This window comes from Escherichia sp. E4742, from assembly GCF_005843885.1.
GTDB lineage: Bacteria > Pseudomonadota > Gammaproteobacteria > Enterobacterales > Enterobacteriaceae > Escherichia.
In genome coordinates this window covers 2,545,854-2,560,745 of record NZ_CP040443.1, presented here as the reverse complement: position 1 = coordinate 2,560,745, position 14,892 = coordinate 2,545,854, and the positions used below count along the sequence as shown (strand labels likewise).

Sequence of the window (14,892 nt, the reverse complement as noted above, 5' to 3'; positions counted from 1 at the left end):
TGAATGTCTTCATCATGGCAGGCGATACCACAGAAAACTTCCGGCTTCCCCGTCGAGCATTCCCATAAACTCAGATCCTGAGTGAAGCATCAGTAAATCTGAGTTTATGGGAATAAATTAACTGAAAAGCAGAGATTTCGGCCTCCTTATCCCAGGACTGTCCCCGCGTCCCTCTGGGTAGAGGGTGAAAACCGTGCTCCCATTCGCAGTCATCCTCACCCACTCATGTCATAATTCTGATAATCCAGGAAAGAGAGCCATCCATGAATACTGATAACTTTATGTGTAGCAGCGATGAAAAGCAGACCCGCAGCCCGCTATCACTGTACTCAGAATATCAGCGAATGGAGATTGAGTTTCGCGCACCGCATATCATGCCCACCAGCCACTGGCATGGTCAGGTCGAAGTGAATGTGCCTTTCGATGGTGATGTGGAATACCTGATCAACAATGAAAAAGTGAAGATCAACCAAGGGCATATCACACTGTTCTGGGCCTGTACACCGCACCAACTAACAGATACCGGAACCTGTCAGAGCATGGCGATTTTTAATCTGCCGATGCATCTGTTTCTCTCCTGGCCGCTGGATAAAGACCTTATAAACCACGTCACTCACGGTATGGTGATCAAATCACTGGCGACACAGCAGCTTAGTCCGTTTGAAGTGCGTCGCTGGCAGCAGGAACTCAACAGCCCAAATGAGCAAATCCGCCAGCTCGCCATTGATGAAATCGGCCTGATGCTCAAGCGATTTAGTCTCTCTGGCTGGGAGCCGGTTCTGGTCAATAAAACCTCGCGTACGCACAAAAACAGCGTCTCGCGTCATGCACAGTTTTATGTCAGCCAGATGTTGGGCTTTATTGCAGAAAACTATGATCAAGCGCTAACCATCAACGACGTGGCCGAGCACGTCAAACTTAACGCCAACTATGCGATGGGGATCTTCCAGCGGGTCATGCAATTGACGATGAAACAGTACATTACGGCGATGCGCATCAACCACGTTCGCGCGTTACTGAGCGATACCGATAAAAGTATTCTCGATATTGCCCTGACAGCAGGCTTTCGTTCGAGCAGCCGCTTTTACAGCACGTTCGGCAAATATGTCGGCATGTCGCCGCAAAAATACCGCAAACTTAGCCAACAACACCGCCAGACGCTTCCTGGATAAAGATGATATCAGTATCAGCCAAAAAAATAGTTTAGCTGTCGATAATAAGCAGTGAAAACAACTTTAGAAATCAATGTAATCGTTTGTTTATAAAAATAAAAAAACAAAAGCGATTGTTTTTTACTCGCTTTACAGCCTGAAATACCCAGAAGATACTTGCCCGCAACGAAGATTCCTTCATAACCGGGTAAGCAATGATGAAAGTATTAATTGTTGAAAGCGAGTTTCTCCATCAGGACACCTGGGTCGGTAACGCCGTTGAGCGTCTGGCGAATGCCTTAAGCCAGCAAAATGTCACTGTCATTAAATCAACCTCATTTGATGACGGCTTTGCCATTCTCTCTTCAAATGAGGCCATTGATTGTCTGATGTTCAGCTATCAAATGGAACATCCGGACGAACATCAAAACGTCAGAGAATTGATCGGTAAGCTTCACGAACGCCAGCAAAATGTGCCGGTATTCCTGTTAGGCGATCGGGAAAAAGCCCTCGCCGCAATGGATCGCGACCTGCTGGAGCTTGTCGATGAATTCGCCTGGATTCTGGAAGATACCGCCGACTTTATCGCCGGACGCGCCGTTGCCGCGATGACCCGCTACCGCCAGCAACTGTTGCCGCCACTGTTCAGCGCGCTGATGAAATATAGCGACATCCACGAGTATTCCTGGGCTGCACCGGGCCACCAGGGCGGCGTCGGCTTCACCAAAACGCCAGCCGGACGTTTCTACCATGACTATTATGGTGAAAATCTGTTCCGTACCGACATGGGCATCGAAAGAACTTCCCTCGGTTCTTTACTTGACCATACTGGCGCATTTGGCGAAAGTGAAAAATATGCCGCGCGCGTATTTGGTGCCGATCGCTCCTGGTCAGTCGTCGTCGGGACTTCCGGCTCTAACCGCACCATCATGCAGGCTTGCATGACCGATAACGATGTGGTGGTCGTTGACCGTAACTGCCACAAATCCATCGAACAAGGCTTAATGCTGACTGGCGCGAAACCCGTCTACATGGTGCCAAGTCGCAACCGCTACGGCATTATCGGGCCAATCTACCCGCAGGAAATGCAACCAGAAACTTTACAGAAGAAAATCAGCGAAAGCCCGCTGACCAAAGATAAAGTTGGGCAAAAACCTTCTTACTGCGTGGTAACCAACTGCACCTACGACGGCGTATGCTACAACGCCAAAGAAGCGCAGGATCTGCTGGAAAAAACCTCCGATCGTCTGCACTTCGACGAAGCCTGGTACGGTTATGCGCGCTTTAATCCGATCTATGCCGATCACTATGCCATGCGCGGTGAACCTGGCGATCATAACGGCCCAACCGTGTTCGCTACCCACTCCACTCACAAACTGCTGAATGCGCTGTCGCAGGCGTCTTACATTCATGTGCGCGAAGGCCGTGGCGCTGTCAACTTCTCCCGCTTTAATCAGGCATATATGATGCATGCCACCACTTCCCCGTTGTATGCCATCTGTGCATCAAACGATGTAGCAGTATCGATGATGGACGGCAACAGCGGCCAGTCTCTGACGCAGGAAGTGATCGACGAAGCGGTCGATTTCCGTCAGGCAATGGCGCGGTTGTATAAAGAATTTACCGACGAAGGAAACTGGTTCTTTAAACCGTGGAATAAAGAAGTAGTTACCGACCCGGAAACTGGCAAAACCTATGACTTTGCCGACGCGCCGAGCAAACTGCTGACCACCGTTCAGGACTGCTGGGTAATGCACCCAGGCGAAAGCTGGCACGGCTTTAAAGATATCCCGGACAACTGGAGCATGCTCGACCCGATTAAAGTCAGCATCCTCGCACCGGGGATGGGAGAAGACGGCGAACTGGAAGAGACTGGCGTACCTGCCGCACTGGTCACCGCCTGGCTTGGTCGTCACGGCATTGTGCCAACCCGCACCACTGACTTCCAGATTATGTTCCTGTTCTCTATGGGCGTAACCCGTGGGAAATGGGGAACTCTGGTTAACACACTTTGCTCTTTCAAACGCCACTACGACGCTAATACACCGCTGGCGCAGGTGATGCCGGAACTTGCTGAACAATATCCTGACACTTACGCGAATATGGGTATTCACGATCTGGGCGACAAAATGTTTGCCTGGCTGAAAGAAAACAACCCAGGCGCACGGTTGAACGAAGCCTATTCTGGGCTGCCGGTGGCTGAAATCACCCCGCGTGAAGCCTACAACGCCATTGTCGATAACAACGTCGAACTGGTATCCATTGAAAACCTGCCGGGACGTATTGCGGCGAACTCTGTCATCCCGTATCCGCCAGGAATCCCAATGCTGCTCTCTGGCGAAAACTTCGGCGATAAAAACAGCCCGCAGGTAAGCTATTTACGCTCACTACAATCCTGGGATCATCATTTCCCTGGTTTTGAACACGAAACTGAAGGTACCGAAATTATTGACGGTATTTACCACGTGATGTGTGTGAAAGCGTAACCACTATTCCGCTGAAGGCGTAATTGTTTAAATAACATTACGCCGCCTGACCTGAGGCCTTTTGAGTATGGCAACGTTTTCATAAAAATTGCTGCAAACAAAAATGTCATACTTTTTGCGCGGTCCCACCCCGCGCTTTTTTTTGCCTGTTATTTACACTTTTTCAGCATGTAAAATTTTTTGTACATGAGAAATTACTATAAAAATTTGTAATATTAGTAAAACACGTTATTTTTATGCATGTTTTGATTCGTCATACAATTATATAACCATTTCCCCGTATCGCTCTTCCTGGCGAAAACGGGTCTTTTATTTGCATTCAGGAGTACATGTATGAGGATTTGCAGCGACCAACCTTGTATTGTTTTATTGACTGAAAAAGATGTCTGGTTAAGGGTGAATGGGAAAGAACCTATAAGCCTGAAGGCTAACCACATGGCGTTATTAAGTTGTGAAAATAATATTATTGATGTCTCCTCACTTAATAACACTTTGGTTGCGCATATTAGTCATAACATCATCAAAGATTACCTCCGTTTTCTGAATAAAGATCTCTCAAAAATACCCGTCTGGCAACGAAGCGCCACCCCAGTTCTGGCCTTACCATGCCTGACACTGGACCTCTTTCGCGTCGCCGCTCAACATAGCATGATGCCCGCTGAAACAGAGTCAGAAAAAGAGCGCACTCGTGCATTATTATTCACTGTGCTATCACGTTTTCTCGACAGTAAAAAATTCCTTTCTCTTATGATGTATATGTTACGTAATTGTGTAAGTGATAGCGTTTATCAAATAATTGAAAGCGATATTCATAAAGACTGGAATCTTAGTATGGTAGCCAGCTGTTTATGTCTAAGCCCAAGCTTGTTAAAGAAAAAACTGAAAAGTGAAAACACCAGTTATAGCCAAATAATCACCACCTGCCGTATGCGTTATGCCGTAAATGAATTAATGATGGACGGCAAAAATATCTCACAGGTATCACAATCCTGCGGCTACAACAGCACTTCCTATTTTATATCTGTATTTAAAGACTTCTATGGTATGACGCCTCTCCATTATGTTAGTCAGCACAGAGAACGTTCTGTCGCCTGATTTATAACCTGAACGAAGAGCTATATTAATAACAGCATCAGCGATAACCCGGGTGAAGATAATTCAACGCGCGAGTGTAGGCGTATGATATGACGTAATTTATTGTCACGAAGCTCGCCTTCGCAGGAGTTTAATTATGTCTTCGGATGCTGACGCTCACAAAGTGGGCTTAATCCCCGTCACCCTGATGGTGTCGGGGAATATTATGGGGTCAGGGGTTTTTCTGTTACCTGCAAACCTGGCCTCGACAGGCGGGATAGCCATATATGGTTGGTTGGTGACGATTATCGGTGCGCTGGCTTTGTCGATGGTCTACGCCAAAATGTCTTTCCTTGATCCCAGCCCTGGCGGTTCATATGCCTACGCGCGCCGCTGCTTTGGCCCTTTCCTCGGGTATCAAACAAACGTTCTCTACTGGCTGGCCTGCTGGATCGGCAATATTGCCATGGTGGTCATTGGCGTGGGGTATTTAAGCTACTTCTTCCCTATCCTCAAAGATCCTATGGTATTAACCATCACCTGTGTGGTGGTGCTGTGGATCTTCGTTCTGCTTAATATCGTCGGTCCAAAAATGATCACCCGCGTGCAGGCTGTCGCCACTGTGCTGGCACTGATCCCCATTGTCGGAATTGCAGTATTCGGCTGGTTCTGGTTCCACAGTGAAACGTATATGGCAGCCTGGAACGTGAGTGGTCAGGGTACTTTCGGTGCGATTCAAAGTACCTTAAACGTCACGTTGTGGTCGTTTATCGGGGTAGAAAGTGCTTCCGTTGCGGCGGGCGTAGTGAAAAACCCGAAACGCAACGTGCCTATCGCCACCATTGGCGGGGTGTTGATTGCCGCCGTCTGCTATGTGCTCTCGACCACTGCAATTATGGGGATGATCCCTAATGCCGCGCTGCGCGTTTCCGCCTCACCTTTTGGCGATGCAGCGCGGATGGCGCTGGGTGATACCGCTGGGGCCATTGTCTCCTTCTGCGCAGCGGCAGGTTGCTTAGGCTCGCTGGGCGGCTGGACACTACTGGCCGGGCAAACGGCGAAAGCGGCTGCCGATGACGGCCTGTTTCCCCCCATTTTTGCCCGCGTTAACAAAGCGGGTACCCCGGTTGCCGGGTTGATTATCGTTGGTATTCTGATGACTATCTTCCAGTTCAGCAGCATCTCGCCAAACGCCACCAAAGAGTTTGGTCTGGTGTCTTCCGTATCGGTGATCTTTACCCTCGTGCCTTATCTGTACACCTGTGCCGCTTTACTGCTTTTAGGTCACGGTCACTTTGGCAAAGCGCGCCCGGCGTACCTGACCATTACGACTATCGCCTTCCTTTACTGTATCTGGGCGGTGGTCGGTTCTGGCGCACAAGAGGTCATGTGGTCATTCGTCACTCTGATGGTAATCACAGCCATGTATGCACTGAACTACAACCGGATGCATAAAAACCCCTATCCTTTAGATGCACCGATCAGTAAAGATTAAGCCCCCCTTAATCCAGCAAACGCATAAGCCAACCTTAAGAACTTAAGGTTGGCTTAACTTTGCTTTGCGAACATATGCGCACTTTGTTCGATGGAAATACCGTGATGTTGAAGCGCCTTCTAAAAAGACCCTCTTTGAATTTACTCGCCTGGCTATTGCTGGCTGCTTTTTATATCTCTATCTGCCTGAATATTGCCTTTTTTAAACAAGTGTTGCAGGCGTTACCGCTGGATTCACTGCATAACGTACTGGTTTTCTTATCAATGCCAGTCGTCGCGTTTAGTGTGATGAATATTGTTCTGACGCTAGGCTCTTTCTTATGGCTTAATCGCCCGCTGGCGTGCCTGTTTATTCTGGTCGGCGCGTCGGCGCAATATTTCATCATGACCTATGGCATCGTCATCGACCGCTCGATGATTGCCAATATTATTGATACCACTCCGGCAGAAAGTTATGCGCTGATGACACCACAAATGTTATTAACGCTGGGGTTAAGCGGCGTATTTGCGGCGCTGATAGCCTGCTGGATTAAAATTAAACCCGCCAACTCGCGCCTGCGCAGCGTTCTTTTCCGTGGGGCTAATATCCTGATTTCTGTGCTGCTGATTCTGCTGGTCGCCGCGCTGTTTTATAAAGACTACGCCTCGCTGTTTCGCAACAACAAAGAGCTGGTGAAATCCTTAAGCCCGTCTAACAGCATTGTCGCCAGCTGGTCATGGTATTCCCACCAGCGACGGGCAAATCTGCCGCTGGTGCGCATTGGTGAGGATGCTCACCGCAACCCGTTAATGCAAAACGAGAAACGTAAAAATTTGACCATCCTGATCGTCGGCGAAACCTCGCGGGCAGAGAACTTCTCGCTCAACGGCTACCCGCGTGAAACTAACCCACGGCTGGCGAAAGATAACGTGGTCTATTTCCCAAATACCGCGTCTTGCGGCACGGCAACGGCAGTTTCAGTGCCATGCATGTTCTCGGATATGCCGCGTGAGCATTACAAGGAAGAACTGGCACAGCATCAGGAAGGTGTTCTGGATATCATCCAACGGGCGGGCATTAATGTACTGTGGAATGATAACGATGGCGGCTGTAAAGGCGTCTGCGACCGCGTGCCTCACCAGAACGTCACTGCGCTGAACTTGCCTGGTCAGTGCATCAACGGCGAATGCTATGACGAGGTGCTATTCCACGGGCTGGAAGAGTACATCAATAATCTGCAAGGTGATGGCGTGATTGTATTACACACTATCGGCAGCCACGGCCCGACCTATTACAACCGCTATCCGCCGCAGTTCAGGAAATTTACCCCTACTTGCGACACCAACGAGATCCAAACCTGCTCGAAAGAACAACTGGTAAACACTTACGACAATACACTGGTCTACGTCGACTATATTGTTGATAAAGCGATTAATCTACTGAAAGAACATCAGGATAAATTTACCACCAGCCTGGTTTATCTTTCTGATCACGGTGAATCGTTAGGTGAAAATGGCCTCTATCTGCACGGCCTGCCTTATGCCATCGCCCCGGATAGCCAAAAACAGGTGCCAATGCTGCTGTGGCTGTCGGAGGATTATCAAAAGCGGTATCAGGTTGACCAGAACTGCCTGCAAAAACAGGCACAAACGCAGCACTATTCACAAGACAATTTATTCTCAACCCTGTTGGGATTAACCGGCGTTGAGACGAAGTATTACCAGGCCGCGGATGATATTCTGCAAACATGCAGGAGAGTGAGTGAATGAAAATTCTGATTGTTGAAGACGATACACTGTTATTGCAGGGACTGATTCTGGCGGCACAAACGGAAGGCTACGCCTGCGACGGCGTCACGACCGCGCGGATGGCGGAACAAAGCCTTGAGGCCGGTCATTACAGCCTGGTGGTACTGGATTTAGGGTTACCTGACGAAGATGGACTGCATTTTCTCGCCCGTATCCGGCAGAAAAAATACACCCTGCCGGTGCTGATCCTCACCGCCCGCGACACTCTGACCGACAAAATCGCCGGGCTGGATGTCGGTGCCGACGACTATCTGGTGAAGCCTTTTGCGCTGGAAGAGTTACACGCCCGTATCCGCGCCCTGCTACGACGCCATAATAATCAGGGCGAAAGTGAACTGATTGTTGGCAATCTGACGCTGAATATGGGGCGCCGTCAGGTATGGATGGGCGGTGAAGAGTTGATTCTGACACCGAAAGAATATGCTCTGCTGTCGCGGTTGATGCTCAAAGCGGGCAGTCCGGTACATCGGGAAATTCTCTACAACGACATCTATAACTGGGACAATGAACCCTCGACCAACACCCTGGAAGTGCATATCCACAATCTGCGCGACAAAGTGGGCAAAGCCCGTATCCGCACCGTGCGCGGCTTTGGCTATATGCTGGTCGCGAATGAGGAAAACTAATTGAGTCTGATGCGTTTTCTGCGCCGACCAATATCGCTGCGCCAAAGGCTGATATTGACCATCGGGGCCATTCTGTTGGTGTTTGAGCTGATCAGCGTCTTCTGGCTATGGCATGAAAGTACCGAGCAGATTCAGCTATTTGAGCAGGCGTTACGCGACAATCGCAACAACGATCGCCACATCATGCGTGAGATCCGCGAAGCGGTTGCCAGCCTGATTGTCCCCGGCGTGTTTATGGTCAGCCTGACGCTATTCATCTGCTATCAGGCGGTACGGCGCATCACCCGTCCACTGGCGGAGTTGCAAAAAGAGCTGGAAGCGCGTACCGCCGACAACTTAACGCCCATTGCCATTCACAGTGCCACCCTCGAAATCGAATCGGTGGTTTCAGCTTTGAACGATCTGGTATCTCGCCTGACCAGCACGCTAGATAACGAACGGTTGTTTACCGCTGACGTCGCTCACGAACTGCGAACGCCGCTGGCGGGGGTACGTTTGCATCTGGAGTTGATGGCGAAAACGCATCACATTGATGTAGCGCCGTTAGTGGCGCGGCTTGATCAGATGATGGAGAGCGTCTCCCAGTTGTTACAACTGGCGCGTGCGGGTCAGTCATTTTCATCCGGTAATTATCAGCATGTAAAACTGCTGGAAGATGTGATCCTGCCCTCCTATGACGAACTCAGCACCATGCTCGACCAGCGTCAACAAACTTTGCTGTTACCAGAGAGCGCCGCTGACATCACTGTTCAGGGCGACGCGACCCTGCTGCGGATGTTATTGCGAAACCTGGTGGAAAACGCCCATCGTTACAGCCCACAAGGCAGCAACATTATGATTAAGCTGCAAGAAGATGGCGGTGCGGTAATGGCGGTTGAAGATGAAGGACCAGGTATTGATGAGAGTAAATGCGGGGAATTAAGCAAAGCGTTTGTACGAATGGACAGCCGTTATGGCGGAATTGGTCTGGGATTAAGTATTGTCAGCCGCATCACGCAGTTACATCACGGGCAGTTTTTCCTGCAAAACCGGGAAGAAACCTCGGGCACGCGTGCCTGGGTACGGCTGAAGAAAGATCAGTACGTGGCAAACCAGATATAGAGAAAGCTGCTGACTACCAGCACGCTGAACACGGTAGTTAAACGTTCATAAATACGGTTTTTCATTGCACTCTCCTCCGTTAACCTGGAGGAGAGTATGCGCGTCAGAGATTAAGTGAACCTTAAGAGTTCGGGTGTACGCCTGATAAGACAGCGTCGCATCAGGCCATCCATTTCAGATTACTCATCAATACGCGGATGTTGCTGCACCAGGCGAGAACGTTTCGCCTGCAAATCGGCAATCTCGTGGTCAATATCCTCGATTTTTTGCTCAATATTATCGTAATGCTCGACAAGAATTTCCTTCGCTTCCTGTAAATCTGACGCCGCTGGCGTCGCACCTTTCAATGGCTGATTCGCCGTCTCTTTCATGGTTACGCCGGTGATTAAACCAACCACCGCCACGACCATCAGATAATAGGCGGGCATCATCAGATCCTGCGAGCTTTCGACCAGCCAGGCCGCCAGCGTTGGCGTCAGACCGGCAATCAGCACCGAAATATTAAATGCCGCCGCCAGCGCACTGTAACGGATATGCGTCGGGAACATCGCTGGCAGCGTTGAGGCCATAACACCCGTAAAGCAGTTAAGGATCACTGCCAGCATCAACAACCCGGCGAAAATCAGGCCGATGATATTACTGTTAATCAGGATGAACGCCGGGATCGCCAGCGCAAACAGCGCAACACTACCGAGGATCACAAACGGACGACGGCCAAAACGGTCACTAAGCAGCCCCATCACCGGTTGCACAAACAGCATACCAATCATAATGGCGATAATAATCAGCACTCCGTGGTCTTCGGAGTAGTGCAGGTTATGCGACAAATAACTCGGCATATAGGTCAGCAGCATGTAGTAAGTGACGTTGGTGGCAATCACCAGGCCAATACACGTCAACAGACTGCGCCAGTGTTTGGTAGCAATCTCTTTAAACGAGACTTTCGGACCATCCTGCAGACCTTCCCGGTCGCCCTGCTCCAGTTTCTCAACATGTTGCTGGAAAGCAGGCGTCTCTTCCAGCGCATGGCGCAAGTAAAGCCCGATAATCCCTAAAGGCAGAGCGATAAAGAACGGAATACGCCAGCCCCAGTCGAGGAAGTTTTCTTCGCCGACGATGGTCGAAATTAACACTACCACGCCCGCACCCAGCACAAACCCGGCAATAGAACCGAAATCCAGCCAACTGCCCATAAAGCCGCGTTTACGGTCAGGAGAGTATTCCGCAACAAATATCGACGCCCCGGTATATTCACCCCCCACCGAGAACCCTTGCGCCATCTTACAGATCAACAACAGAATCGGTGCCCAAATACCAATAGAGGCGTAGGACGGTATTAATCCAATACAGAACGTACTGATCGACATAATCACAATGGTGATCGCAAGGATCTTCTGGCGACCATATTTATCGCCCAACATACCGAAGAAGAGCCCGCCAAGCGGTCGAATCAGAAAGGGAACGGAGAAGGTGGCAAGTGCAGCAACCATCTGCACGCTGGGGTCTGCCCCCGGGAAAAAGACCTTACCTAACGCGTAGGCAACAAAACCATAAACACCAAAATCGAACCATTCCATTGCATTACCCAGCGATGCTGCGGTAATGGCTTTGCGCAGTTTACCGTCATCAATAATAGTGACGTCACGAAGGGTAATCGGTTTTACTTTTTTCCTTTTCAGCATAGCTTTCCTCGCAGAGTAAGCCCATTTCCGCACACGTCAGGCAAATAACGTGGCGCCCGCAAAAGGGAAGCGGGAATTGCAGGGTGCAATCTCTGTAACAAGCGTAGCGGGTTTACTTACACGTTCCGATTAAGAATTGTACAACCAAACCAGTTGACGCCTGAATTGGGCAGTTAATGACCTTTTTACCCTACCAGCGTTTAAATTTGTGATCAACTTCACACATGAATTTCGTTAAACACTCACTAATGTAACTGATTATTTACACGTGATTTACAGAGAAGATTTCCTCGACCATGGCCTCCACCAGACGTTGTGCTGAACAAAGCCGTGGCATCCCCACCGCGACAGTTTGCCAACGTTGAGTCACCGACCAGCAAACGGGCTGTTTATCTGCATCGGACCACTTACCCAACCAACCTAAAAAGTCAGCATGTTCCACACTACTTAGAGCTGTAGATGATGTGAACCACTGGTGGTAATAATGACGAGTAGTCGGTGCTGCGTTGATACTTTCAGCCAGGTATTGCGTCGCTTTCACGCGCAAATCATCAAGCAACAACGCTGCCGCTTGCGGACTTCCCAGACGGCAGGCATCGCCAAACGCCCCCCAACGCAGCTCTTCCAGAACGATGAAACAACGTCCAGGCAGCGACCAACTGTCATACGCACCGGCATGCCAGCGAGTAAAAATTTGCTCGCTCTGTTCGCCCGCCTGCACCAGTAACCCTCGTTGCGTTAAGGCTTTTTCCTTCCAGTGACAACGGGCTGAAAACCACTCATATAAAGCGGTAATTTGCTGCTGGAGTTCCGGGAAAGCGGATTGTGGGCGGAGATCCCTTTTTTGCAGTAACGCCAGATATTGTGCGATCTGTGTCAACGCCAGATGACCGGGGTCAAGCATTGCCGCCAGTTTTTCCACCAATGCCAGGCGTAGACTAAGCGGCGCATTTAACATTCCGGCATTCGCCCACGTCTGAAGCTGTGTGCGAGCAAGGATCTCCTGGATCAGTCGTTCACGAAACTGCTGCTGATGGGCTTGCGGATGGCGAGTATCATCGCCCAGCGCCAGATCCACTAAAAAGCGGGGATGAACCGACTCCAGCACGCGACCTGGGCCGTCCAGTAACGTCTTTGTCAATACTGTTCTGCCGTGAAAAGAGTTTGAATATCATCGCGTAACAACTGAGAGTCCGTATAAATCCAGCCGTGCGTTGTTGCAGTCTGCAGCAATTGCTGCTGCATAATTTTCACCACGGATTCATTTTGCTGTCGCAAAGCCAGACTTTCGCGTAAGCGCGTGTGCAATTCCGTCAAACATACAGCGAAATCAGCGAAAAATGCGCTCATTCCTGCCGTGACAGAATCATCGACCTGAACCGCTAAAACTTTAGCCATTTGTTGGCAATAGAGGTCAATTTCTTCGGTTAAAGTACGTTGTAGCACACTGTAATCAACGGTCTTCGTCGGGGATTTCTCACTACTCCGTCCCCAGTCTGGTTGATTCAACCAGCGCGAGAAAGTCTCACGTACAACACCTAAACGGGTGACCTGCTCATCCGGTATTTCCTGGAGTGATATTGCATCGCTGAATAGCTGGCGAGTATTGAAGTGGGGAACCACGCTGCGAAAAACAGGAAACTCAAATCCAGGGCGAAACCCAGACTCACTCAATGCCACTTTAACCCGTTGTTCAATGGGACGAATAACATCGGTTAGTACCCGGCAAAGGGTTGATTCCAGTTCAGCAAAACGCAGCGTGAAATCCCGGCTGATTTGGGTCTGTGCCGTCTGTAACAGTGTCTCGCAGCGAGTACGAATCTCGCTTAATGGCCACGAATCATGTTGAAACAGCACGGCTAACTGGGCATTCACCTGATCTTGCTGCTGACGCAAAAAGTCGTTGGCTGATGCCAGAGCCAGCTCTATTTCATGTTGAATCTCACCGCTCACCTGCGTCTGATTGAGTTGCAATAGCTGCAAATTTTCTTCGAGTTGGTGGATATTTTGCCGCAATAGCTCGCAGGCGACAGTCAGGCCGTGGGCGCGAAAATCAAGGTACTCCCGCGCCTGCTGGGCGTAATTCAACAATTTATGCGAGGCAGAACGCAGAGCGTACAACGACGCGTTGGCGTACGCGGCATGAAGCAACGCCTGCACCGGCTGTTCGAATAACGAGTCTTCCCACAATTGCTCAACTGCATGGCGAATATGGTCGATATCCTCCAGATCCGCGTTACACCAGCGCCTGCCGAGCGCCGCATGAGCGAAATCCTCCACCCAACGTTGCTGTTGAGGATCGGGCAACCTGCCGCTGCTAGCTAACTCATGGCGCGCCCGATTCGCCAGATAGCCCCACATAGACGATACCGGAAATATCTGCCCTGGCGTAACACAGCCTTTCATCAACGTACCGGAAATCAGCGCCCGCACCTGTTCGGCATCGTCGCTGTTACGATCCTGCTGATCGAATTTATTGACCAATACATACAGCGGTACTGACTTGCCGACGGCCATAACCGCCGCGCGCACCTCTTCATCGGAGATCGATTTCAGTTGCGTATAATCCATCACCGCCAGCACCGCAGAAGCACGCGCCAGCTGCTCATTAAGCATTTTTTGCAGATGTGGTTGCCCGGCTTCGTTTGGCCCGGGAGTATCCAGTAATGTTAACTGCCCCGGATAACTTTCCAGCCCCGCCAGATGGACGAACTCCACTTCAATCACTGGGATATGTTCGATGGCTGCGTAAGCAGAAAAAGGAAAATCAACGTCCAGCGCTTTCGCCATGCGCACCAAATCATTCAAACTTTTCAGACAATGAAAAATAGGCTGGGCGCCCAGGTAATATTTTTCGAAAGCGACGCCATTTTCGATCCGCTGCATAAGTGCACGCATATCTTTATCTATTTCCAGCAGATCGGTCAGATGCTTAATATCGTAATCACGCAGGCGCTGTTGTAATTGTTGGATTAAACGGTCAATTGGCGCGACATGTGAAAAATGCAGCACGGGTTCTTTTTGCCCCGGCGTATGGCGAATAAGCGTTGGCAGCGCAGTCATAGGGCGATTGCGATTAGGAAGAACTTCAGTGCCAACAATGGCATTAATGGTGGTTGATTTCCCTGCTTTCATAGTGCCGACAATCGCCAGTACCATTTCCAGACGGGAAATTTTACGCAGCTCATTATTCAGCATCGCGTGGCGCTCGACGATATTATGTTGACTCCAGGGTAAAGTTAGAGGCGGCGCCACTTCTCCAGGTACAGTGAGAGGCATTTTTTCCAGTAACTGCAACTGTTGTCGGGAAAGCAGTAACAGACGTTCCGCCTCCTGACTTAACTCATATATTGTCTGTGTGCACATGGAAAGTTCTTCCTTAAAGCAAATTTTATTACTTTTATTTAGCCAGATCGTTTTTTAGTTCTGTTTTCGGCTTTTATAATTACTGCGGGAAATAATTTATATTTAATTTGTTGTTTTTATTAGA

Annotated in this window: 11 protein-coding genes; 7 read left to right on the top strand and 4 right to left on the bottom strand. The window is 49.8% G+C overall.

Annotated features, from left to right (window positions below; all coding sequences use genetic code 11):
* The first annotated feature begins 263 nt into the window (after positions 1-263).
* From melR to pmrB, 7 genes are all read left to right on the top strand, one after another.
* A complete protein-coding gene (melR, locus tag FEM44_RS12420) occupies positions 264-1,172 on the top strand; it encodes a transcriptional regulator MelR (protein ID WP_135385157.1) in 909 nt (302 codons plus the stop codon).
* 197 nt (positions 1,173-1,369) lie between these two features.
* Complete coding sequence (gene adiA, locus FEM44_RS12415; RefSeq protein WP_135523615.1) at positions 1,370-3,637, top strand: arginine decarboxylase; 2,268 nt, start codon at positions 1,370-1,372, stop codon at positions 3,635-3,637.
* A gap of 333 nt (positions 3,638-3,970) precedes the next feature.
* On the top strand, positions 3,971-4,732 hold the full coding sequence (gene adiY, locus FEM44_RS12410) for a DNA-binding transcriptional activator AdiY (protein WP_130221796.1): 762 nt from the start codon (positions 3,971-3,973) through the stop codon (positions 4,730-4,732).
* 136 nt (positions 4,733-4,868) lie between these two features.
* The gene (gene adiC / locus FEM44_RS12405; protein WP_135523560.1) at positions 4,869-6,206 is read left to right on the top strand and encodes an arginine/agmatine antiporter; all 1,338 of its coding nucleotides are present in this window, start codon (positions 4,869-4,871) and stop codon (positions 6,204-6,206) included.
* 104 nt (positions 6,207-6,310) lie between these two features.
* On the top strand, positions 6,311-7,954 hold the full coding sequence (eptA, locus tag FEM44_RS12400; RefSeq protein WP_135523559.1) for a phosphoethanolamine transferase EptA: 1,644 nt from the start codon (positions 6,311-6,313) through the stop codon (positions 7,952-7,954).
* Positions 7,951-8,619, top strand: coding sequence for a two-component system response regulator BasR (gene basR, locus FEM44_RS12395; protein ID WP_000697915.1), 669 nt, complete (start codon positions 7,951-7,953; stop codon positions 8,617-8,619). The genes eptA and basR overlap by 4 nt, the downstream gene beginning before the upstream one ends.
* Positions 8,620-9,720 (top strand): two-component system sensor histidine kinase PmrB, encoded by a 1,101-nt coding sequence (pmrB, locus tag FEM44_RS12390; RefSeq protein ID WP_167850680.1) that lies wholly within the window; start codon positions 8,620-8,622, stop codon positions 9,718-9,720.
* On the opposite strand, the gene pmrR is transcribed toward pmrB, so the two are convergent.
* The 4 genes from pmrR to crfC form a co-directional block, all read right to left on the bottom strand.
* A complete protein-coding gene (gene pmrR, locus FEM44_RS12385) occupies positions 9,696-9,785 on the bottom strand; it encodes an LpxT activity modulator PmrR (RefSeq protein ID WP_074399408.1) in 90 nt (29 codons plus the stop codon). The two genes, pmrB and pmrR, sit on opposite strands and share 25 nt — an antisense overlap.
* Positions 9,786-9,899: 114 nt before the next feature.
* Positions 9,900-11,402, bottom strand: coding sequence for a glycine betaine/L-proline transporter ProP (proP, locus tag FEM44_RS12380; protein ID WP_130216781.1), 1,503 nt, complete (start codon positions 11,400-11,402; stop codon positions 9,900-9,902).
* Positions 11,403-11,664: 262 nt separating this feature from the next.
* Entirely contained in the window at positions 11,665-12,543 is an 879-nt protein-coding gene (locus tag FEM44_RS12375; RefSeq protein ID WP_135523558.1) for a diguanylate cyclase regulator RdcB family protein, read from the bottom strand.
* Positions 12,540-14,768: a clamp-binding protein CrfC gene (gene crfC, locus FEM44_RS12370; RefSeq protein ID WP_135523557.1), complete on the bottom strand. Its 2,229-nt coding sequence runs from the start codon at positions 14,766-14,768 to the stop codon at positions 12,540-12,542. Before crfC ends, FEM44_RS12375 begins: the two co-directional genes overlap by 4 nt.
* Positions 14,769-14,892: the final 124 nt, after the last annotated feature.